This is a genomic window from Candidatus Dormiibacterota bacterium, assembly GCA_036495095.1.
GTDB lineage: Bacteria > Chloroflexota > Dormibacteria > Aeolococcales > Aeolococcaceae > CF-96.
Window position 1 is genome coordinate 18,447 of the sequence record DASXNK010000206.1, and the last position, 21,870, is coordinate 40,316.

General features: G+C 73.8%; 17 protein-coding genes. 11 read left to right on the top strand and 6 right to left on the bottom strand.

Annotated elements, in window-relative coordinates; translation table 11 throughout:
• Window positions 1-5: 5 nt before the first annotated feature.
• From VGL20_21075 to VGL20_21085, 3 genes are all read right to left on the bottom strand, one after another.
• Window positions 6-1,214, bottom strand: coding sequence for a histidine kinase (locus VGL20_21075; protein HEY2706183.1), 1,209 nt, complete (start codon window positions 1,212-1,214; stop codon window positions 6-8).
• Between the two features lie 3 nt (window positions 1,215-1,217).
• Window positions 1,218-1,430: a hypothetical protein gene (locus tag VGL20_21080; GenBank protein HEY2706184.1), complete on the bottom strand. Its 213-nt coding sequence runs from the start codon at window positions 1,428-1,430 to the stop codon at window positions 1,218-1,220.
• Between the two features lie 113 nt (window positions 1,431-1,543).
• Window positions 1,544-4,333 carry an AAA family ATPase gene (locus tag VGL20_21085; GenBank protein ID HEY2706185.1) on the bottom strand — a complete coding sequence of 930 codons (2,790 nt, stop codon included), beginning with the start codon at window positions 4,331-4,333 and terminating at the stop codon, window positions 1,544-1,546.
• Window positions 4,334-4,518: 185 nt separating this feature from the next.
• On the opposite strand from VGL20_21085, the gene VGL20_21090 reads away from it, so the two are divergent.
• The 7 genes from VGL20_21090 to VGL20_21120 all read left to right on the top strand — a co-directional run bounded on the left by VGL20_21090 (window position 4,519) and on the right by VGL20_21120 (window position 13,697).
• Window positions 4,519-6,045 carry a monooxygenase gene (locus VGL20_21090; GenBank protein ID HEY2706186.1) on the top strand — a complete coding sequence of 509 codons (1,527 nt, stop codon included), beginning with the start codon at window positions 4,519-4,521 and terminating at the stop codon, window positions 6,043-6,045.
• Window positions 6,046-6,059: 14 nt separating this feature from the next.
• Window positions 6,060-7,100 (top strand): thiamine pyrophosphate-dependent enzyme, encoded by a 1,041-nt coding sequence (locus VGL20_21095; GenBank protein ID HEY2706187.1) that lies wholly within the window; start codon window positions 6,060-6,062, stop codon window positions 7,098-7,100.
• Window positions 7,100-8,086: an alpha-ketoacid dehydrogenase subunit beta gene (locus tag VGL20_21100; protein ID HEY2706188.1), complete on the top strand. Its 987-nt coding sequence runs from the start codon at window positions 7,100-7,102 to the stop codon at window positions 8,084-8,086. The genes VGL20_21095 and VGL20_21100 overlap by 1 nt, the downstream gene beginning before the upstream one ends.
• Window positions 8,083-9,330, top strand: a complete 1,248-nt coding sequence (locus VGL20_21105) for a dihydrolipoamide acetyltransferase family protein (protein ID HEY2706189.1) — start codon at window positions 8,083-8,085, stop codon at window positions 9,328-9,330. Before VGL20_21100 ends, VGL20_21105 begins: the two co-directional genes overlap by 4 nt.
• 8 nt (window positions 9,331-9,338) lie before the next feature.
• Window positions 9,339-10,724, top strand: a complete 1,386-nt coding sequence (gene lpdA / locus VGL20_21110) for a dihydrolipoyl dehydrogenase (GenBank protein HEY2706190.1) — start codon at window positions 9,339-9,341, stop codon at window positions 10,722-10,724.
• A gap of 20 nt (window positions 10,725-10,744) precedes the next feature.
• Window positions 10,745-12,124 (top strand): FAD-linked oxidase C-terminal domain-containing protein, encoded by a 1,380-nt coding sequence (locus tag VGL20_21115; GenBank protein HEY2706191.1) that lies wholly within the window; start codon window positions 10,745-10,747, stop codon window positions 12,122-12,124.
• Between the two features lie 235 nt (window positions 12,125-12,359).
• The gene (locus tag VGL20_21120) at window positions 12,360-13,697 is read left to right on the top strand and encodes a DUF4214 domain-containing protein (GenBank protein ID HEY2706192.1); all 1,338 of its coding nucleotides are present in this window, start codon (window positions 12,360-12,362) and stop codon (window positions 13,695-13,697) included.
• Between the two features lie 63 nt (window positions 13,698-13,760).
• Here the strand turns inward: VGL20_21120 and VGL20_21125 are convergent, their stop codons facing one another.
• Window positions 13,761-14,423 carry a TetR/AcrR family transcriptional regulator gene (locus tag VGL20_21125; GenBank protein HEY2706193.1) on the bottom strand — a complete coding sequence of 221 codons (663 nt, stop codon included), beginning with the start codon at window positions 14,421-14,423 and terminating at the stop codon, window positions 13,761-13,763.
• An 85-nt stretch (window positions 14,424-14,508) separates the two neighbouring features.
• Here VGL20_21125 and VGL20_21130 point away from each other — a divergent pair, with 85 nt between their 5' ends.
• Window positions 14,509-15,729, top strand: coding sequence for a lipase family protein (locus VGL20_21130; GenBank protein HEY2706194.1), 1,221 nt, complete (start codon window positions 14,509-14,511; stop codon window positions 15,727-15,729).
• Window positions 15,730-15,775: 46 nt separating this feature from the next.
• A complete protein-coding gene (locus VGL20_21135) occupies window positions 15,776-16,582 on the top strand; it encodes a hypothetical protein (GenBank protein HEY2706195.1) in 807 nt (268 codons plus the stop codon).
• A 29-nt stretch (window positions 16,583-16,611) separates the two neighbouring features.
• On the opposite strand, the gene fusA is transcribed toward VGL20_21135, so the two are convergent.
• Complete coding sequence (gene fusA, locus VGL20_21140) at window positions 16,612-18,708, bottom strand: elongation factor G (protein ID HEY2706196.1); 2,097 nt, start codon at window positions 18,706-18,708, stop codon at window positions 16,612-16,614.
• A 173-nt stretch (window positions 18,709-18,881) separates the two neighbouring features.
• Here fusA and VGL20_21145 point away from each other — a divergent pair, with 173 nt between their 5' ends.
• Together VGL20_21145 and VGL20_21150 are read left to right on the top strand one after the other, a co-directional pair.
• A complete protein-coding gene (locus VGL20_21145; GenBank protein ID HEY2706197.1) occupies window positions 18,882-19,295 on the top strand; it encodes a peptide chain release factor-like protein in 414 nt (137 codons plus the stop codon).
• A 155-nt stretch (window positions 19,296-19,450) separates the two neighbouring features.
• On the top strand, window positions 19,451-21,061 hold the full coding sequence (locus VGL20_21150) for an ABC-F family ATP-binding cassette domain-containing protein (GenBank protein ID HEY2706198.1): 1,611 nt from the start codon (window positions 19,451-19,453) through the stop codon (window positions 21,059-21,061).
• 13 nt (window positions 21,062-21,074) lie between these two features.
• Here the strand turns inward: VGL20_21150 and VGL20_21155 are convergent, their stop codons facing one another.
• Complete coding sequence (locus VGL20_21155; GenBank protein ID HEY2706199.1) at window positions 21,075-21,863, bottom strand: rhomboid family intramembrane serine protease; 789 nt, start codon at window positions 21,861-21,863, stop codon at window positions 21,075-21,077.
• Between the last annotated feature and the right edge of the window lie 7 nt (window positions 21,864-21,870).

Consider the following 21,870-nt stretch of genomic DNA (forward strand, 5'->3'; position numbering starts at 1 on the left):
TCTGCTCACCCCCTGAGTGATCTGCTGTCGATGTCGTCGTCGTGGCGCGGGATGGTGCCCCGCAGGGTGGTGCCGCCGTCCTGGTTGCGCACCAGGTCGAGCTCGCCGCCGACCCGCTCCAGCCGCCGCCGGAGCGATGCGATGCCGTAGTGGCGGCCGTCGCGGGGCAGGTCGCAGGGCACGATGTCGTCGGGCAGCCCGCAGCCGTCGTCCTGGACGAGCACGTCGGTGCCCTCCGGGCCGTGGTGCAGGGTGACCAGCACGCTGGTGGCGCCGGCGTGCCGGGCGGCGTTGTGCAGCCCCTCGCGCACCACCGCCAGCAGCGCCGCCTCCTGCTGCGCGCTCAGCGCCACCGGCGGCCCGATCACGGCGAGGTCGGCGGGCAGCCCGGTGCAGTCGGAGAAACAGCCCACGTCGACCCCGATCGCGGCCGCCAGCCCGTCCCCGGCGCGCGCCGGGGCGAGGGCGTGCAGCGCCTCGCGCAGCGACGAGGCGGCGCGCGAGGCCTGGGCCTCGACCAGCTCGAGCTGCGCGGCGAGGTCCTCGGCGGCGGGATCCAGCCCGGCCCGCGCCCGGTGGGCGGCGGCCCCGATGCCGAAGAGCAGCGGGGCGACGTGGTCGTGGAGGTCTCGGGAGATCCGCTGCCGCTCGGCCTCGACGCCGAGCCGCTGGGCGCGCTCGGCGTGGAGGGCGGCGCCGAGGGCCGGGCCGGCGGTGGCGGCGAGCTCGCGGGTCACCGCGGCGACCCGGTCGCCGAGGTGGCCGGCGGAGCGGTTCACGGAGTAGAGGACGCCGATCACCTGCTCGCGGAAGCGCAGCGGCACGCAGACGATGGCGTGGACGCCCTCGCCCCGCACCACCCGGTCGATCAGATCCTCGGAGACCTCGGGCTCGGTGCCGAGGTCGGCGACCGCCACCGGCCTGCCCGAGCGCAGCACCCGGCCGCCGGCGCCGTCGCCGGCGCGCACCCGGAGGCCGCGCACCTCCGCGGTGCGCACCCGCCAGGCGCCGCGCATCACCAGCAGCTCCGGCTCCTCGCGGATCGCCATCGCGGTGGCGTCGGTGGCGGTGATCGCCCCCAGCGCACGCGCGGTCCGGGTGGCGATCACCGCGGCGTCGAGCAGTCCGACGATGCGCCGAGAGGCCCGCGACAGCCGCACCATGTCGTCGATCGCCAGCCCGGCGCGGTCCTCGACGGCGCTGCGGCGGCCCACCAGCTACAGCAGACCGGGGAGGGGCCACTCCTCCCGGTCGTCCGGGAGCGGCTCGGCGGCGGGGTCGAGCGGCGGTGGCTCGAGCAGGCTCAGCAGCTCCATCCAGCCGCTGAACGGCATCGCGTGGACCGCGCCCCCCCGCCGGAGCAGGCCCTCGACGCGGTTGTCCGCGGTCCGCCGCAGATCGATGACGTAGCGCACCGCCGACCTCGTCATCCGGGTTCGTCCGACGCCGCGATCGTAGGCGGGCGGCGGCCGGGTGACGACACGGGGGTCCGTAGTTCACTGCGGCGCCACGGTCGCGCCCGACCCACGGAAACCGGTGGGCGTCAGCTCTGGATGAGCCGCGCCGCCAGCTGGCTCCTCGAGCCCACCCCGAGCTTCGAGTAGATGTTCTTCAGGTGGTACTCGACGGTGTTGACGCTGACCACCAGCTGGGCGGCGACCTCCCGGTTGCTCAGCCCCTGCGCCACCCGGCGGGCGACCGCGAGCTCCTGGGGGGTGAGGCTCGCCCGCACCCCGGCGCCGCCCGAGGCGCTGACCACCCCGGCCACGGCGAGCTCGCGGTCGACGGCCTCGAGGTAGGGCCGGGCGCCGAGCTGGAGGAAGCGCTCCCGGGCCGCCCTCAGGTGTGCCACCGCCGCCGCCCGCTTGCCGGCGCGGCGGAGGAAGCGGCCGTGGGCGGCCTCCAGCCGGGCCCGGTCGAAGGGGATGGACACCGCCTCGGCGTGGCCGTGGCCGGCGTGGAAGGCGGCGGTCGCGGCATCGCCGCGCCGGCGCGCCGCCTCGAGGTTGCCCCGCACCCGGGCGGCGTTGACCAGCGCCGAGCGCCGCCCGCGGGCCGCCGCCCGTTCCTCGAAGGGCACCAGCACCGCCTCGGCCTCGTCGAGGCGGCGCAGCCCGATCAGCGCCTCGGCGAGCAGCTCCTGCCAAGGCCACCGGCCGCCGGGCTCGTCGATGCCCTCGCGGTCGGGCATGTCCCGGATCGGCAGCAGGGCCTCGACCACCGCCGCGTGGTCGGCGCCGGCGGCGGCGATCTGGGCACGGGCGATGCCGACGTCGGCGACGCTGTTGTCGTCATCGATCATCCGCGCGTACCGCGCCGCGGCGTCGGCGTGGGCGTGGGCGGCGGCGGAGTCGCCGCGGCCGGCGAGGGGCGCGGCGGCGGTGGCGTGGGTCCAGCTCAGCGTCCAGACGTGGTCGGCGTCCTCGCACAGCGAGGTGGCCAGGGTGGCATGGGCGATGGCGTCGTCCCACGCCCCGAGCCGGTACTCGACCGCCCCGAGGAAGCAGATGCTCGCGAACTGCATCATGAAGGGGCCCCAGCGTGCCGCCGCCGGCGCCAGCGCGGTGAAGTCCTCGCAGGCGCCGGCGAGGTCGTCGGTCATGAAGCGCATCAGGCCGCGCGCGTACATCGGCTGGACGTCGTCGGCGCCGAGGTCGCGCGGTGACCGGGGGAGGAAGGCGATCTCGCTCAGCCCCTCCTCGGACCGGCCGGCGTAGGCGAGCCCGTAGGCGAGGGTGTACCAGGGCGCGAGCTGCTGGCTCGTGCCCGCCGCCGCGGCCAGGGCGCGGCGCGCCCAGGTGACCAGCTGCGGGCCCCGCGAGCGCCGCACCAGCACCAGGGCGACGTCGGAGGCGATCTTGCTGGCGAGCTGCCGGTCGCCGCCGGAGTCGCGCGCCTCCCAGGCGGCGAGGAGCAGCTTCTCGCCCTCGACCGGGCGGCCGGAGTGGAAGGCGAGGCGTCCCAGCAGGTAGCGCGGGTAGGGGCCGTCCGCACAGCCGCGGACCTCTCCCGCGAAGGCCGCGGCGCGGGCCACCTCGCCGCCGACGAGCAGGAGGTCGACGCTCTCGAGCAGGCGCCGCTCGCGTCCCTCGCCGGGCGGGCTGAGCCGGCTCGCCCGCAGCATCGCCGCCGCCGCCCGGGGGGTGGCACCCCGGCCCGCCTCCCGCCGCGCGTAGTCGGCGAGGTCGCCGGCGAGCACCTCGTCCTCCTCGAACGCGGCCGCGCTCCGGTGGAACAGCGACGCCGACTCCTCGCCGATCAGCTCGGCGGCGCGGAGGTGCAGCGCCGCCCGCCGCGCCGGCCCGATGTCGTGGTAGACGGCCGCCCGGGTCAGCGCATGGGGGAAGGCGACGGCGTGCTCGCTCTCGAGGTTGCGCGGCTCCAGCAGCCGGGCCGCCATCGCGCCCTCGAGCGCGGTCAGCGGCTCGTCGACCCCGCCGAGGCGCTGGGCGAGGGCGAGCGGGCACTGCAGGCCGAGCACCGAGGCGGCGACCACCAGCCGGCACACGTCCGGGGAGCAGCCGGCCAGCCGGCTGAGCACCTGCACGCTGAACGAGCGCGGCGAGGGGAGGGGCGCGTCGGAGGCGCGGAGCAGCCGCTCCAGGGGCAGCTCCTCGAGCAGCGCGCGGACGTGGAGCGGGTTGCCGCCGGAGTGGTCGCGGAGCTGCTCGGCGAGCTCCACCGGCAGGTTGCCGGCGATGACGCCGCTGGCCAGCTCCTGGAGCTCGGTGGCGTCGAGGCCGCGCAGCCGCAGGTGGACGCCGCGCTCGCCGGTGAAGAGCCGGCGCAGCCCCTCGGGGAGGCGGGCATCCTCGTCGCGGATGGCGACGACGGCGAGGACGCGGTCGGCCTGGAGCCGCCGCAGCGCGAAGAGCAGGGCGAGCAGCGAGGGCAGGTCGGCCCACTGGGCGTCGTCCACGACCACCGCCACCGGGCCGTCCGCCTGGAGACGGCCGAGCAGGTCGACCAGCGCGGCGCCGATCGTGAACGCCTCCGGGCTCTGGGAGGACGTCTGGCCGAGCGAGGCGAGCTCGTCCGGCAGCGGCACCCGGGCGGAGCGGGCCAGCTGCTCGGCGACTCCGTAGGGCAGCAGGTGCTCCTCGTGCTCGCCGCCGGCGCGGAGCACGCGCACCCCGGTGGCGCCGGCGAGGAAGCGCTGCAGCAGGGTGGTCTTGCCCATCCCCGGAGCCCCCTCGACGAGCACGAAGCAGGGGCTGCCCCCGTCCGCCTCCTCCAGCGCCACGCGCAGCAGGCCGAGCTCATCCAGCCGCCCGACGAAGGCCTCCGCCCGCAGCCAGCGCCCCTCCCGCGTCCCGGTGGTCCCGGTGCTCACCGGCCAACGGTAGCATCGGCCGCAGCGACGCCGAGATCGGCCTCGGGGGGAGAGCCGGGGCGGCCCACGGGTTTCCGTGAGCCGGGCCGCCGCCCGTCCCGGCGGTGACTACGGACGCCGGTGTCGCCATCGGGCGCATCCCTTCGTAGGATCGCCGCGTCCGGATGCCACGGGGAGTCGGTGTGATGATCAACACGGTCGAGGCCCACCAGCGAGTCAAGGACCTGGAGTGGTCGCCGTCGTACACGGTCCCCCGCGATCGCTACCCCACCAAGTACCGGATCCCCCCCAGGACCAAGGACCCGTTCCGCACCCTGATCCGCGACTACTGCTCGATGGAGCAGGAGAAGGACGACCGCCAGTACGGCTCGCTCGAGGACGTCCTCGCCCGCACCGACGCCCCGCAGCACACCGAGCGCCGCTGGCTGGAGATCCTCAAGGCGGTGCTGCCGATGGTCAACTTCGCCGAGTACGCGGCGATGAAGAGCTGCGCCCAGCTGGTCGACACCGTGTCCAACCAGGAGCTGCGCCAGGGCTACCAGGCCCAGATGATCGACGAGGTCCGGCACACCCATCAGGAGATGTACCTGAGCCGCTACTTCGCCAAGCGCGCCCCCGACCCCGAGGGCTTCGCCCAGGGGCAGCGCTTCAAGGGCCAGAACATCTTCGGCCGGGCCTCGCGCAGCGCCTTCGAGACGTTCTTCATGGGCGACCCGATCGAGGGGGTGATGAACCTCCAGGTGGTCACCGAGACCGCGTACACCAACCCGCTCTTCGTGGCCATGACCGAGATGGCCGCGGCCCAGGGCGACCAGGTCACCCCCGGCGTCTTCCTCAGCATCCAGTCGGACGAGGCCCGGCACATGGCCAACGGCTACAGCACCCTGGCCGCGGTCATCTCCGACGCCGCCAACCACGAGTACCTCCAGGACGACTTCGACCGCGGTTTCTGGCGGCAGCACAACTTCCTCGACACCTTCCTCGGCGCCGTCTACGACTACTCGCAGGTGCAGCGCGGCGCCAGCTACCACGAGCGCTGGCGGGAGTGGGTCGGCGAGGACTGGGCGGGCTCGTTCATCGCCAAGCTCGAGCCCTTCGGGCTGCGGGCGCCGAGCGATTTCGCCCTCGCCGAGCAGCGGGTGCCCTGGATGTCCCACAGCATGTTCATGGTCGCGGTGGGCGGCTGGCCGCTGATGTACTGGCGGCAGTCGCCGCTCACCGACGCCGACATGGAGTGGTTCGAGGAGAAGTACCCGGGCTGGTACGACAACTACGGGTGGTTCTACGAGGGCATGCGCGAGATGCAGGAGCCCGGATCGGGCAACCCCTTCCTGCTCTTCCCGGAGATGCCGCCGGTCTGCCGGGTCTGCCAGCTGCCGTGCATCCTGCCCCGCCTCGACATCAACGACCTCCGCATCAGGGAGCACGCCGGGCGGCGCCACGCCTTCTGCTCGGCGCCGTGCGAGCGGTTCTTCGACCAGGAGCCGCTGCGCTATCTCGGCTACCGGAGCTTCTGGGAGATCTGGGACGGCACCGGGCTCGACGAGTACATCGTGAAGCAGGGGATGCTGCGGGCCGACGGGAAGACCCTCATCCCCCAGCCGCACCTCTCCGACGACCCGAGGATGATGTGGACGCTCGACGACATCCGGGCGCTCGACTACGAGATCCGCGACCCGCTGCAGAACCCCGACTCCATCTATCTCATCTAGGCGAGGATTGGCGGATGGCGGACGCGAGGCCGGCGGTCGAGCCGGAGGCGGCGAACCCGGCCGACCGGGAGGACTGGCGCGGCCTGCTGGTGGAGATGATCCGGGCGCGCCACTGGTCGACGCGCCTCTTCAACCTGCAGCGTCAGGGCAGGATCGGCACCACCGCGCCGATCGACGGCGAGGAGGCGGCCGTGGTGGGGTCGGCGGCGGCGATGGACCCGGCCACCGACTGGGCGGTGCCCCAGTACCGCGAGCCGGTCGGCCTCGGCCGCTTCGGCGACGCGGTGCTCCTCCACACCCTCCTGTACCACTCCGGCCACCCCGACGCGGGCGGCTACCCGGCCGACGTGCGGGTGTTCCCCACCCAGATCTCGATCGCCGCCCAGATCCCCCACGCGGTCGGGCTGGCCTGGGGGATGCGGCTGCGCGAGGAGCCCGGCGTGGTGCTCTGCTACTTCGGCGACGGCGCCACCTCCGAGGGCGACTTCTACGAGGCCGCCAACCTCGCCGGGGTGGTGCGGGCGCCGGTGATCCTGCTCTGCGTCAACAACGGCTGGGCGATCTCCACGCCGGTGCGCGAGCAGACCGCCGCCGGCTCGGTGGCGGCGAAGGCCGTCGCGGTGGGCATCGCCGGCGAGCGGGTCGATGGCAACGACGTGCTCGCCGTGCGGGCGGCGACGGCGGCGGCGCGGAGGCGGGCGGCCGCGGGCGAGGGCCCAACCCTCATCGAGGCGGTCACCTACCGGATGGGGCCGCACACCACCGCCGACGACCCCACCCGCTACGTGCCCGCCGAGGAGCTCGAGAGCTGGCGCGCCCGCGACCCGATCGCCGGTTTCCGCCGCCATCTCGAGGAGGCCGGGGCCTGGGACGCCGACCGGCAGCGGGCCGCCGAGGAGGAGGCCGACCGCCGCTTCGACGCCGCCCTCGCCGCCGCCGAGGCGACCCCGCTCCGCACCGACTGCTTCATCGACTCCGCCTATGCATGGCCGACCCCCGAGCTGGAGCGCCAGCGGCGCACCATCCAGGACGCCGCCACCGGGGAGGGCCGCTGATGCCGGTGATGACGATGCTGGAGGCGATCCGGCACACCCTCCACGAGGAGATGGCGCGCGACCCTCGGATGATGGTGCTGGGCCAGGACGTCGCCGCCCTGGGCGGCGTCTTCCGCGCCACCGAGGGGCTGCGCGACCGCTTCGGCGCCGGCCGGGTCGTGGACATGCCGCTCGCCGAGGCGGTGATCGTCGGCGCCAGCCTGGGCCTGGCCTGGTCGGGGATGGTGCCGGTGGCGGAGATCCAGTTCCTCGGCTTCACCCAGCAGGCCTTCCACCAGGTGGCCGGGCAGCTGGCCCGGATCCGCGCCCGCACCGGCGGGATGCGCGGCTGCCAGGCGACCATCCGCGCCCCCTTCGGCGGCGGGGTGCGCGCCCCCGAGCTCCACTCCGACTCGCTGGAGGCGCAGTTCGCCCAGTGCCCGGGGTTGAAGATCGTCGCCCCGGCCTCGGCGGCCGACGCCAGGGGGCTGCTCGCCACCGCGATCCGCGACCCCGACCCGGTGCTCTACCTCGAGCCGCTCCGCGGCTACCGCGCCATCAAGGACGAGGTGCCGGAGGGCGAGCACACCGTGCCCTTCGGGCAGGCGCGCGAGGTGCGGCCCGGTGACGACTGCGTGATCATCGCCTGGAGCGCGATGGTGCAGACCTGCGTCCGTGCCGCCGCCGAGGTGGAGGCGGCGACCGGGGCCTCGATCGGGGTGCTCGATCTCCGCACCCTGGTGCCCCTCGACGTCGAGAGCATCGTCGCCGCCGCCCAGCGGGCGGGCAGGGTGGTGGTCGCCCAGGAGGCGCCGCCGACCGCGGGCTTCGCGTCCGAGGTGGTGACGGTGGTGCAGGAGAACGCCTTCTACTCGCTGGAGGCGCCGGTGGCGCGGGTCAGCGGCTTCGACACCCCCTACCCGCCGGGGATGCTCGAGGAGCACTGGCTGCCGGGCAGCCGCCGGGTCGCCGCCGCGGTGCGGCGCACCCTCGAGGCCCGGGCGTGAGCACGGTCGAGTTCCGGCTCCCCGACCTCGGGGAGGGGCTGGAGGGTGCGGAGATCGTGAGCTGGCTGGTCGAGGAGGGCGCCACCGTCGCCCGCGACCAGCCGCTGGTCGCGGTGTCCACCGACAAGGCGGTGGTCGAGCTGCCCTCGCCGGTCGCGGGCCGGCTCGGCGCCCGCCGGGGCGTCGAGGGCGAGCTCATCCGCGTCGGCGAGGTGATCGCGGTGATCGAGGCGGTGGCCGCACCGGCGGCGGCGGACAACGGCGTGCCCGCGCGCCCCGCCGCGACCGCCGCGGCCGTCGCGACCGCCACGACCACCGCCGCCCCCGGCCGGCCCCGCGCCGCGCCGGTGGTGCGCCGCCTCGCGGTCGAGCTGGGCGTGGCCCTGGAGTCGGTGGCCGCCAGCGGGCCCGAGGGCCGCGTCCTCGCCGACGACGTCCGCCGCGCCGCCGCCCGGGGCGCCGGGCCGCCGGCCCCGCCGCCGGCTCCGCTCGCCTCCCCGCCGCCGCCACCGCGGCCCGCCGCCACCGGGCTCGGCCAGGCCGCCCCCGGCCGGCACCGGCTCACCGGGGTGCGGCGGCGCACCGCCGAGGTGATGGCCGCCGCGTGGTCGACGATCCCCCACATCGCGAACATGGACGAGGTCGACGCCACCGAGCTGCTGGAGGCGCGCACCCGGCTGCGCCGCGCCGCCGGCGCCGGCGCCGGCGCCGAGCTGATCGGCATCGTCCCCCTGCTGGTGATGGCGGCGGTGCGCACCCTGCGTCGCTTCCCGCTGGTCAACTCCACCCTCGACGCCGCCGCCACCGAGGTCGAGGTGCACGCCGACGTCCACATCGGGCTGGCGGTCGCGACCGCCGACGGCCTGGTCGTGCCCGTCATCCATCACGCCGACCGCCGCGACCTGCTCGACCTCGCCACCGAGGTCGAGCGCCTCGCCGCCGCGGCGCGTGGCCGCACCCTGCGCCGCGAGGAGCTCACCGGCGGCACCTTCACGATCAGCAACTACGGCAGCCTCGGCGGCGCGCGGTTCTCGATCCCGATCATCCGGCCCCCGGAGGTGGCCATCCTCGGCTTCGGCAGCATCGCCCCCCGGCCGCTGGTGGTCGACGGCGAGGTGGTGGCGCGGCCGGTGCTGCCCTTCTCGGTGACCGTCGACCACCGCGTCCTCGACGGCGACGTGGTGTGCGCGTTCAGCGCCGCCCTCGCCGCGACCCTCACCAACCCCATCAGCCTCCTCCTGTAGGCGCGATCGTGGTCGTCGGCGAGGTCTCCACGTTCACCGAGGTGCTGGTCGTCGGCGGCGGCCCGGGCGGATACGGCGCGGCGCAGCGAGCGGCGTCGCTGGGGCGCAGCGTCGTGCTCGTCGAGCGCGACCGGCTCGGCGGCGTCTGCCTCAACGCCGGCTGCATCCCCTCCAAGGCGCTCATCCAGGTCGCCCACGCCTGCGCCCTGGCCGGCACCGCCAGCCGCTGGGGCGTCGATCTTTCAGCCAGGGTCGACATGAACCGGGTGCAGGACTGGATGGCGTCGGTGGTCGGCGGGCTGCGTGCGGACGTCGATGCGCAGATGCGCCGGGCCGGGGTCACCGTGCTCTCGGGCACGGCGCGCTTCACCTCACCCCACCGGGTGGTGGTCGCCACCCCCACCGCCACCCAGCACATCGAGTTCGACCACGCCATCGTCGCCACCGGGTCGCGGCCGGTGGCGCTGGCGTCGCTCCCCGTCGACCACCACCGGGTGCTCGACTCCACCGACGCGCTGGGGCTGCGCGAGATGCCGCCGCGGCTGGCGGTGGTCGGCGGCGGCTACATCGGCCTGGAGCTGGGCTGCGCGTTCCAGCGGCTGGGCAGCGCGGTGACCGTGGTCGAGGTGGCCGACCGCCTGCTCCCCACCATGCACTCCGGCCTCGGCCGGGCGCTGGAGCGGCGGCTCACCGCGCAGGGGCTGGAGGTGATGCTCGGCACCCGGGCGCTCGAGGACGACGGCACCGCGCTGCGGGTGCAGGGGCCACGCGGCGAGTCGCGCATCGAGGCCGACGCGGTGATCGTCGCCGTCGGCCGCCGCCCCAACACCGACGACCTCGGCCTCGAGCGGGCGGGCGTGACCTGCGATCCGGCGGGGCTGGTCGGCGTCGACCGGGCCCGCCGGGCGGCGGCGACGGTGCTCGCCATCGGCGACGTCACCGCCGGGCCGGGGCTGGCGCACAAGGCGTCGGCCGAGGCCGAGGTCGCCGGCGCCGTCGCCGCCGGACGGCGCGCCGAGTTCGACCCCGCGTGCATCCCCCAGGTGGTGTTCACCGACCCCCAGGTCGCCTCGGCCGGGCTCACCGCCGCCGAGGCCGAGCAGGCCGGGGCCGCCGTCGAGACCCGGCGCCTGCCCCTCACCGCGTCGGCGCGCGCGGTGATGAGCGGCGAGACCGCGGGGATGGTCGAGCTGGTCGCCGAGCGCGGCAGCGGTCTGCTGCTCGGGGTGCACCTGGTCGGCCCGGAGGCGGCGGAGCTGATCGCCGAGGCGGCGCTCGCGATCGAGATGGGCGCCACCGTCGACGACCTCGCGCTCACCGTCCACCCCCACCCCACGCTGTCGGAGTCGATCGCCCAGGCGGCGCGCGCCGGCGTCCACCCCACCGCGATGTGAACCCGATGAGGAGCAGGGACATGGCGACGAGCGCCGCGGTGGCCGAGCTGAGGGAGCGTCTCGGAACCCGCCTCACCACCTCCGACACCGAGCTCCAGGCGCACGGCCGCGACGAGTCGTACCACCGGCCGGTGGCTCCGGAGGCGGTCGCCTACCCGGAGAGCACCGAGGAGGTGGCGACGGTGGTGCGCACCTGCCACGCCCACGGCGTCCCGATGGTGCCGTACGGCATCGGCACCAGCCTCGAGGGCAACATCGCCGCGCTCCGCGGCGGGGTCAGCATCGACCTGTCCCACCTCAACCGCATCGTCACGGTGCGTCCCGACGACCTCGACGTGACCGTGCAGGCGGGCGTGACCCGCCGCCAGCTCAACGACGTGCTCCAGCCGCAGGGGTTCTTCTTCCCCGTCGACCCGGGCGCGGACGCGACCCTCGGCGGGATGGCCTCGACCGGCGCCTCGGGGACCACCACGGTGCGCTACGGCACGATGCGGGAGAACGTGCTCAGCCTCACCGTGGTGCTCGCCGACGGCCGGGTGGTGCGCACCGCGCGGCGCGCCCGCAAGTCCTCCGCGGGCTACGACCTCACCCGCCTCTTCGTCGGCTCGGAGGGGACCCTGGGGGTGATCACCGAGCTCACCCTGCGGATGTACGGCACCCCGGAGGCGATCTCCGCGGTGGTCTGCAGCTTCCCCACGGTCGAGGCGGCGGTGCAGACGGTGATCCGGACCATCCAGATCGGCATCCCCGTCGCCCGGGCCGAGCTGCTCGACGCCGTCGCCGTCGACGCCGTCAACCGTCACAGCGGTCTCGACCACGCCGTCGGACCCACCCTCTTCCTCGAGTTCCACGGCAGCCCCGCCGGGGTGCGCGAGCAGGCCGCCGCGGTGGCCGAGATCGGTGCCGAGCACGCCGCCGGCGAGACCCGCACCGCCACTCGCGCGGAGGACCGCAACCGGCTCTGGCGGGCCCGCCACGAGGCCCTGTACGCGCTGCTCGCGCTCCGCCCCGGGTCGCGCGGGGTGATCACCGACGTCTGCGTGCCCATCTCCGGCCTCGCCGCCTGCATCGCCGAGACCCGGGCCGACCTCGAGGCCTCGACCCTGCTCGCGTCGATCGTCGGCCACGTCGGCGACGGCAACTTCCACACCGTGTTCGTCGTCGACCCCGGCGGCGACGCCGAGATCGAGGAGGCGCGCAACCTCAACCGCCGGATGGTGGAGCGCGCCCTGGCGGCGGGCGGCACCTGCACCGGAGAGCACGGCATCGGCCACGGCAAGCGCGAGTTCCTCCGCGCCGAGCACGGCACCGGCGTCGACGTCATGCTCGCCATCAAGCAGGCCCTCGACCCTCTGAACCTGATGAATCCGGGGAAGGTGGTCGGCCCCGACGAGGGCTGACCGGGGCCCGGTGTCGCGGACCCGCGGCGGGTCGGTCCCGACAGCGACGGACGTGTCAAGGGACGTGAGCTCCGTGTCACCGGACGGTGACGGGGGTGGGCGGACACGCCCCCAGGTCCCTTCGACGCCGATATCCGGCATAGGGTGTCGCCAGAAGGCGCGGACCGGTGCTGGAGTGCCGGATCACACACCCGTACAGGTGGCGGTGAGCTGGCGCCCGGACCGAGAGGAAACCATGATCAGACGGAAATTGACGATGGCGGGTGTCGCCCTGCTGGCGGTCGGAGTCGGCGGCCTCGTGGTGCCGACGCGGGTGCACGCGGCGGTCGGTCCGGTGGCGCACATCTTGCTCTCGATCGATCCGACGCACCTGTCGGTGGACCCGCTCAGCGGCAGCAACATCGCCGGATACAGTGTGACCGCGACCGATGCCGGTGGCGCCGGTGTGGCTGCCGCCACCATCGTCCTGCACAGCAGCGTCGCGAGCGGGCTGGGTGTCACCTTCGGCTCGGTGAGCGACGACGGGAACGGCGCCTACAGCGGAGGCCTCAGCTCCGGCACGAGCCCCGGGGCGGAGAACATCACGGCCACCAGCGGGGGAATCACCTCCAACACCGTCGTGCTGACCCAGTTCGGGCCGGCGACCACCATCGCGGTCACCCTCAGCCCAAGCTCCATCCCCGCGGATGGACAGGCCACCAGCGTCGCCACCGTCACCGTCCGCGACGCCGGGGGAAACGGCGTGTCCAACGAGAACATCAGCCTGAGCGGTGACGCCGCGCAGGCCGCGATCGGCACGGGGACGGACAACGGAGACGGCACCTACACCTTCGTGCTGACCGCGCCGACACATCAGGGCGTGGACGGCCTCACCGCCGACGACATCGTGAACAACGCGCCGACCATCAGCAGCCAGCTGGTGACCCTGACGGAGACCGAGTCCACCGTGGAGAAGTTCGTCCACAGCGCCTACTTCACCCTTCTCGGCCACGACGTGGACCCGGGCGGGCTGACCTACTGGGTCGACGCGATCAACAGCGGCACCCCGCGCACCGCGCTGGCGTCGGCCCTCGCCACCTCTCCCGCCTACCGGACCCGGGTCATCGGCGGCACCGGCGCCGACAGCTTCTACCAGTTCTACCTGGGCCGTCCCTCGGATCTCAGCGGCGTCGACTATTGGGTCGGCCAGATGGCGTCGGGCATGACCTTCGAGCAGGTCCGGCTCCGGTTCGTCGGCTCGCCCGAGTACTTCACCCATCACCAGAGCGATCCGTCGAAGACCATCGACGCGCTGTACACGGACGTGCTCGGAAGGTCCGACACCAACGATCCCGGCAAGGCCTACTGGATGGCCAACTTCAACGCCACCACCATCGCCGCCCAGTTCCTCTTCAGCCCGGAGGGACGCGCCCACCTGGTCGACGGCGACTACAACCTCATCCTCCGCCGGGCGGCCGATGCGCAGGGTCAGTCGTTCTGGACGGGCCGGCTGCTCAGCGGCGCCAGCGACGAGAACATCATCACCCTGATCCTCGGGTCCCAGGAGTACCTGGACAACGACCTCACCCACTGACCCTCCGGGTCGGGCAGGGGGCGGCACCTCGGTGGTGCCGCCCCCTTCGTGTGTCCCCCGCGGTCAGCCGCCCGCCCCGGCCGGGCCGGCTCCGAGCACCGCGGCGGTGAGCCAGCGGACGATGTCGGGGGCGAGCTCGGCGAGGGGACGATCGGGGCTCCGCTCCAGGCGGTCGCAGGCCAGCTCGCGCACCGCGTGGACGAAGCCGAGGTAGGCGCTCTCGGGCAGCGCGCCGAGCCGCGGGTCCTGCTCGCGCATCCACTCGTGGCGCTCCCGGAGCAGGGTGGCGAAGGTCGCGTACATCGCCGCCCTCCGGCGGCGCGCCTCCGGACCGGCGCCGCCGATCTCGACGAGGAAGGCGCGGGCGCAGGCGGGCTCGGCGTCGAGGGTCCCGAGGTAGGCGTCCAGGGTGTCGGCGATGAACCGAGGCCAGTCGCCGGCGGCGAGGGTCACCTCTGCCATCCGGGCGAGCAGCGCCCGGGCGAAGGCGTCGTAGGCGGCGAGGAAGCACTCCTCGCGGTCGCGGAAGTGCTCGTAGAAGCGGTTCGGGGCGACCCGCGCCCGGCGCGCCACCTCGGTGATCGTCAGCCCCGCGTAGCCTCGCTCGGCGACCACCGTGGTGACCGCGCCGAGCAGGCGGCGGCGCTGGGACGCGGCCACCTCGTCGCGGGTGAGGCGGTGGCGCCCGTGGGGGAGCGAATCGGCGGGGCCGAAGATCGAGCTCACTGGTTGACCCTCAGCCTATGGATAAGATAGCTTATCCCAATCCTCGGGGCTCGTGTCCACCACCACCGGAACGGGGGTCGAAGCCATGCTCGGGACGTCCTGGCGAGCCGGGCTCGCAGCCGCGGTGACGGCCGCCGCCGCACTGGTGGGAGGGCCGGTGGCCGCCGCCCCCGCCGCACCCGCCGCACCCGGGGGCACCCCGCCGCCGCCCGACCAGGACCCCTTCTACCGGCCCGCGGGCGCGATCGCCGGGCTGCCGCCGGGGACCATCCTCGGCTCCCGGCAGGTCACCGTCGCCGCTCTCGGGGTGCCGGTGCCGGTCGCCGCCTGGCAGCTGCTCCACACCTCGACCGACACCCGCGGCGCGGCCGAGGCGGCGGTCGCCACCGTCCTGCTCCCGGGGACGCCGGCACCGGCCGGCGGCCGTCCCCTGGTCTCGTACCAGGTCGCGGAGGACAGCCTGTCGACCGCCTGCGCCCCCTCCTACGAGATGCGGCTCGGCCGGGAGGCGGAGGAGCCGCTGATCGCCCAGGCACTGGCCCAGGGCTGGGCGGTGGTGGTCCCCGACTACGAGGGCCCGGGGTCGCAGTGGACCGCCGGCACCCAGGCCGGCCACGCCGTCCTCGACGCCATCCGCGCCGCCGAGCGCTTCGCCCCGGCGGGCCTCGCCGGAGCCGGGACGCCGGTCGGGCTCTGGGGCTACTCCGGGGGCGCCCAGGCCACCGCCTGGGCCACCGAGCTGCAGCCGGGCTACGCGCCCGAGCTGCGCATCGCCGGGGCGGCCGAGGGCGGGGTGCCCCCGGACATCGCCCAGGTCGCCCGCGCGATCGACGGCGGGCCAGCCTCCGGACTCTACTTCGGCGCCGCCGTGGGTCTCAGCCGCGCCTATCCCGAGATCGGAGCGCCGTCGTTCCTCAACGAGAAGGGGAGGGCCGCCTTCGCCCGGATCGGCGGCGAGTGCATCGACCAGTTCGCCCGCGAGTACGCGTTCCAGCGGCTGGAGGACTACACCACCGTCGGCGATCCGCTCGCGCTGCCGGCGGTGCAGCGGGTGGTCGCCGAGGACCGTCTCGGCCAGCGCACCCCGGCGGCGCCCCTCCACGTGTACCACGCCGCCCTGGACGAGCTCATCCCGGTCGCCGGGGTGCGCGCCCTGGTCGCCGGCTACTGCGCGGCCCACGTCGCCGTCGAGTATCGCGAGGACCTGCTCGGCGACCACGTCAGCCTGGCGGCGACCGGTGCCCCCGAGGCGGTCGCCTACCTCGCCGCCCGCTTCCAGGGCCTGCCCGCTCCCCGCACCTGCTGACCCCCGGTCGACGGACCCCGGGGCGGCCGTGATCTGATAACGCGCCATGGCCACACTCGACGAGATCACCTCCGGCGCCCTTCGCGGCTGGCTCGACGGTCCCTGCGGGGTCGAGATCACCAGCATCACCCGGTTCAACGTCCCCGGCGCGGAGGTGGCGCTGCGCAATCCCAAGCTGGACCCCGGCTTCCGCGAGACCCTGGAGGCGGTCACCGGGGACATGACCTTCCGCACCGAGGGCGAGCAGCGGGACGCCGACCATCGGCGGGTGCGCATCCGCATGATCAGCGGCGGCAGCGAACAGAAGCGGTGCGACGTGGTGAGCGCCGGCCGCGAGGCCGCCTACTCCCGCGACGGGCGGCGCTTCGGGAGGCTGCGCTCGTCCATCTCCCCGGCGGAGACCGAGCTGGCGATCCGCCCGCTGCTCGACCTCGAGCACGACCACGAGTGGGCGCCGACCCCCGAGGGGGCCCGCCGGGCGGTGCTCGGCCACGACGACGTCGCCGCCATCGTCGACCTCGAGCGCATCCTCGGCCCCCGCTCTCAGGCGGTCGCCGCGGCCACCGTCGAGGTGCGCTGCGACGAGGACCACGCCGAGCTGCTCCTCGAGCTGGTGATCGCCCCGACCGCCGAGGCGATCCAGGCGGCGGTCGAGGAGGTGGGCGAGACCCTCGAGGAGGAGGCGTCGGAGGGGGTGAGCTCGATCACCAGCACCCACGCGCGCTGGAGCCGGAGGGAGGTCGAGCCGATCGCCCTCCCCGAGCTCAGCCTCTCGATCCCGGAGATGGGCACCCTGCGCCACGTGTTCTCGCTGGTGCCCGCGAGCCGCACCGGGGGCCGCCGCCGCCGCTGAGCGACGGCGGCAGCCCTCCGCGCGACGGATCAGTCGACGAGCGCGGGCACCTTGTCGCTGCGCTCGGCGACGATGTCCTTCTGGACCGACTGCGGCACCGCCTGGTAGTGGTCGAACTCCATCGAGTACTGGGCGCGTCCCTGGGACATGCTGCGCAGCGGCGTGGAGTAGCCGAAGAGCTCGCTCAGCGGCACCAGCGCGGTGACCACCCGGGTGGCGCCGCGCAGCTCGCTGCCCTGGACCAGGCCGCGGCGGCTGGCGAGGTCGCCGACCACCGAGCCGAAGTAGTCGTCGGGGGTCACCACCTCGACCTTCATGATCGGCTCGAGGATGCACGGCTTCGCCCTGCGCATCCCGTCCTTGAAGCCCATCGAGCCGGCGATGCTGAAGGCCATCTCGTTGGAGTCGACGTCGTGGTACGAGCCGTCGACCAGGGTGACCTTGACGTCCACCACCGGGTAGGCGGCGAGCACGCCGGTGACCAGGGTGTTGGCGATGCCCTTGCCGACCGCGGGCACGTACTCCTTGGGGATGGTGCCGCCGACGATCCTGCTGACGAACTCGAAGCCCTTGCCCGGGTTGGGCTCGACCTCGAGCTCGACGTGACCGTACTGGCCGCGGCCGCCGGTCTGGCGGACGAACCGGCCGGTGCCGTGCGCCTGCTGGGTGATGGTCTCGCGGTAGGCGACCTGGGGCGCGCCGACGCTGACCTCGGCCTTGAACTCGCGGCGGAGACGGTCGACGATGATCTCGAGGTGGAGCTCGCCCATGCCGCTGATCACGACCTGGCCGGTCTCGTCGTCGGTGCGCGCACGGAAGGTGGGATCCTCCTCCATGAGCTTGCCGAGCGCGATCCCGAGCCGGTCCTGGTTGGCCTTGTCGACGGGCTCGACGGCCTGGCTGATGACCGGCTCGCTGACGCTGATCGACTGCAGCACCACCGGCGCGTCGTTCTCGCAGAGGGTGTCGCCGGTGATGGTGCGCTGCAGGCCGATGACCGCGCCGATGTCGCCCGCGCTCAGCTCCTCGACGTCCTCACGGGTGTTGGCGTGGAGCTTGACGATGCGGCCGATGCGCTCACGCTGGCCCTTGCTGCTGTTGAGGACATGGTTGCCCTTGCGCATGGTGCCGCTGTAGATGCGCACGAACGTGAGCCTGCCGACGAAGGGGTCGGTGACCACCTTGAACGCGAGCGCGGAGAGCGGCGCGCCGGGGTCGACGCTGCGCACCACGACCTCGTCGCTGTCGGGCAGGGTGCCGCGGATCTCGGGCCGGTCGAGCGGGCTCGGCAGGTAGGCGAGGACGGCGTCGAGCATCGGCTGGACGCCCTTGTTCTTCAGCGCGGAGCCGCAGATGACCGGGAAGATCTCGGCGCGCAGGGTGCCGATTCGCAGCGCGGCGCGGATCTCGTCGGCGCTGATCGGCTCCTCGTTGAGCGCCTTCTCCAGCAGGGTCTCGTCGTAGTCGTAGGCGGCCTCGAGCAGGTGCTCGCGCCAGCGCGCGACCTCGGCGGCGATCTCGTCGGGCACGGGGCAGGACTCGACGGTGGTGCCGAGGTCGTCGGCGTACACCAGCGCCTCGCCGGTGAGCAGGTCGACGATGCCGCGGAACCCGTCCTCGGCGCCGATCGGGTACTGCACCGGAACCGCACGGGCCCCGAGGCGATCGCGGATGGAGTCGACCGACGCGGTGAAGTCGGCGCCCATCCGGTCCATCTTGTTGATGAAGCAGATCCGCGGCACCGAGTAGCGGTCGGCCTGGCGCCACACCGTCTCGGACTGGGGCTGCACGCCGGCGACGGCGTCGAAGACCGCGACGGCACCGTCGAGCACGCGGAGGCTGCGCTCCACCTCGATGGTGAAGTCGACGTGGCCGGGCGTGTCGATGATGTTGACCCGGTGACCATTCCACTCCGCGGCGGTCGCGGCGCTGGTGATGGTGATCCCCCTCTCCTGCTCCTGCACCATGTGGTCCATGGTCGCGGCGCCGTCGTGCACCTCGCCGATCCTGTGGATGCGGCCGGTGTAGAAGAGGACGCGCTCGGTCACAGTGGTCTTGCCGGCGTCGATGTGCGCCATGATCCCGATGTTGCGGGCCAGGCGAAGGTCGGACGGGCCGGTGGACATGTGCGTGCTCCAGGGGTCGGTGGGTGAGAGAAGGCAGCCCGGCAGGGACGCGCCCGAGTCGCCGGCACCAGGGGGAACGCTACAGGTTCCGGCGAACCTGCGGTCGTCCGTGACCCGCCTGCGGTGACCCGTGACCCCATCGTTCCCAGTGACGGGGTGCTTCAATCCGGACCATGGACAGCGATGTCGTCACCCCCGGCGGGATCTCGATCCCGGCCTCGGCGCTGACCTGGCGCTTCTCCCACGGCACCGGGCCCGGGGGCCAGGGGGTGAACACCACCGACAGCCGGGTCGAGATGTGGGTCGACGTCACCGGGCTGGAGGCCGGTCCCGGTGTGATCGACCGGGTTCGCGGCGTGCTCGGCGATCGCCTGCGCATCGTGGTGACCACCGAACGCTCGCAGCTGCGCAATCGCGAGGAGGCGGTGCGCCGCCTCGTCGAACGCCTCGACGCCGCCGCCGTGCCGGAGCGGCCGCGCACCCCGACCCGGCCCACCCGGGCGTCGGTGAGGGCGCGCCTGGACTCGAAGAGGCAACAGTCGCAACGCAAGTCCGATCGACGTGGCACCGGCGAGGATGTCGAGTAGCCGGTGACTGCTATCCTCGGGGAGGTCCACGGTGGCCGGCACGTGTCCGGCAACCGTCGACGAGCGGTCGGTGGCGCCGCGACGGACCCCGCGACGCCAGATCGCTCACCTCACAACCGCCGGTCCCGGCCGGCTCTCATGGGAAGTTCACGCACGTGCTCGCTCTTTCGGAGGCTCGCATCGAGCTGGGAGACCGCGTCCTGCTCGAGGACGCCACCCTCGTCATCGGTCAGGGCGAGAAGGTGGCCCTCGTCGGCGCCAACGGCATGGGCAAGACCACGCTGCTGCGTGCCATCGCGGGCGACGGCGTGCTCACCTCCGGCAGCGTGAGGATCCCCCATCAGAGCGCGTACCTGCGCCAGGAGACCTCCCGGCTGGAGGGCGACCACGAGCAGCTGGCGGTGGAGTACCTGGTCGAGGCCAGCCCGCTCACCGCGGTGAGCCGCGAGATGGACGCCCTGACGGCGCGGATGGGCGAGACCGAGGGCGCCGAGCTCGACGACGCCATCACCCACTTCAGCGACCTCCAGGAGCGGTTCGTCCGCGAGGGCGGGTACGAGCTGGAGTCCACCGCCGAGCGCATCGCCGCGGGGGTCGGGCTCGACGAGGAGGCGCTGCTGACCCCGCTGAAGTCGCTCTCCGGCGGCCAGCGCCGGCGCCTCGACCTGGCCCGGCTGCTGCTCGTCGGCGGCGACCTGCTGATCCTCGACGAGCCCACCAACCACCTCGACATGACCGCGAAGCGGTGGGTGATGAACTTCCTCCGCGAGACCGACGCCACCGTGCTGGTGGTGAGCCACGATCTGCAGCTGATGGACACCGCGTTCGACCGGGTGCTGGCGCTGGAGAACGCGCAGATCGATGCCTACCGGGGCACCTACTCGGACTTCCTCCGGCAGCGCGCCGAGGCCGAGGCGAATCGTGCCCACGCGGCGCGGTCGCTGGGCCGCGAGGCCTCCCGCCTCGAGGAGACCAAGAAGATCTTCTCCAAGGGCAACGCCACCCACGCCACCAAGCGGCGGGCGCTGCAGCGCCGCATCGACTCGCTCAACCAGCGGCTCAGGGAGCACGCGCCGCCGGTGCGGCGCCGGCAGCTGAGGGTGCGCTTCCCGGAGCCGCCGCGGGCCGGCGACCAGGTGCTCGAGGTGACCGGGCTCAGCAAGAGCTTCGGCGATCACCGGGTGTTCGACGGCGTCGAGTTCCTGGTGCAGCGCGGCGACGTGCTGCTCCTGGTCGGTGTCAACGGCGCCGGCAAGACCACCCTGCTGCGCTGCCTCGCCGGGCGCGAGACCCCCGACTCCGGCCAGGTGCGCCCCGGCGCCAACGTCGAGATCGGCTTCTACGCCCAGGAGCACGAGGACATCGTCCCCGGCCGGTCGGTGCTGGAGAACCTCCGCACCGGCGTGCAGACCGCGTCCGAGTCCGAGCTGCGCTCCGTGCTCGGGCACTTCGGGCTCGTCGGCGACGTCGCCGGGCAGGACGCGGGGACGCTCTCCGGCGGCGAGAAGACCAAGCTGGCGCTCGCCCGTCTGATGGTGGCGCGGGCGAACCTGCTCCTCCTCGACGAGCCGACCAACAACCTCGATCCCCAGTCGGTCGAGGCGCTGCTGGCCGCGCTGCAGCACTACGAGGGCACCCTCATCCTGGTGAGCCATGACGCCGAGTTCGTGTCCCAGCTCGCGCCGGAGCGGGTTCTGCTGCTGCCGGAGAGCCGGATCACCCACTTCGACGAGCGCATCCTGGAGATGATCCCGCAGCGCGCCTGAGCGCATCCCCCGGTCAGCGCAGCGCGGACACGTCCCTTCCGGCGGCCCCGGGCCGGACGAACAGCCGGGTCGCGAGCATCCCGAAGACGAAGCCGCCGATGTGGGCCCAGTAGGCGACGCCGCCGTTCACCTGGGTGCCCAGCCCGCCGACGCCGTGGAAGAGCTGGAGGACGAACCAGCCTCCGAGCACGATCACGGCGGGGAGGCTGACCGGGATGATGAAGAAGATCAGGGTGATCACCCGGGCCCGCGGGAACATCACGAGGTAGGAGCCGAGGACGGCGGCGATCGCCCCCGAGGCGCCGAGCGTCGGCACCACCGAGTCGGGCGCGAAGGCGAGCTCGAGCGCGGACGCGGCGAGGCCGCCGAGCAGGTAGAAGACCAGGAACCGGAGCCGGCCGAGCCGGTCCTCGACGTTGTTGCCGAAGATCCACAGGTAGAGCATGTTGCCGCCGAGGTGCAGCCATCCCCCGTGGAGGAACATCGAGGTGAGCAGCGAGAGCAGCCAGCTCTTGTGGGGGCACAGATCGCGGAGCGCCTGCTGCACGTCGGCCGCCTCCGACGAGGTGGCGCCGAACTGGCTCTCGATCGCCTGGACGGCCCCGGGGTCGTCGGCGAGGTCGGTGTGGTGGCTCACCTCGTAGGGGATCTCGGCGTGGCAGAAGAAGAAGGCCTGCTGCTGGCCCGGGGTGCCGTGCAGGGTCGGCTGCCAGAGCAGGAACACGGCGACGTTGGCCACGATGAGCGCGAGGGTGACCCAGGCGAAGCGGCTGGTCGGGTTGATGTCGCGAATCGGCAGCACGTCGGGC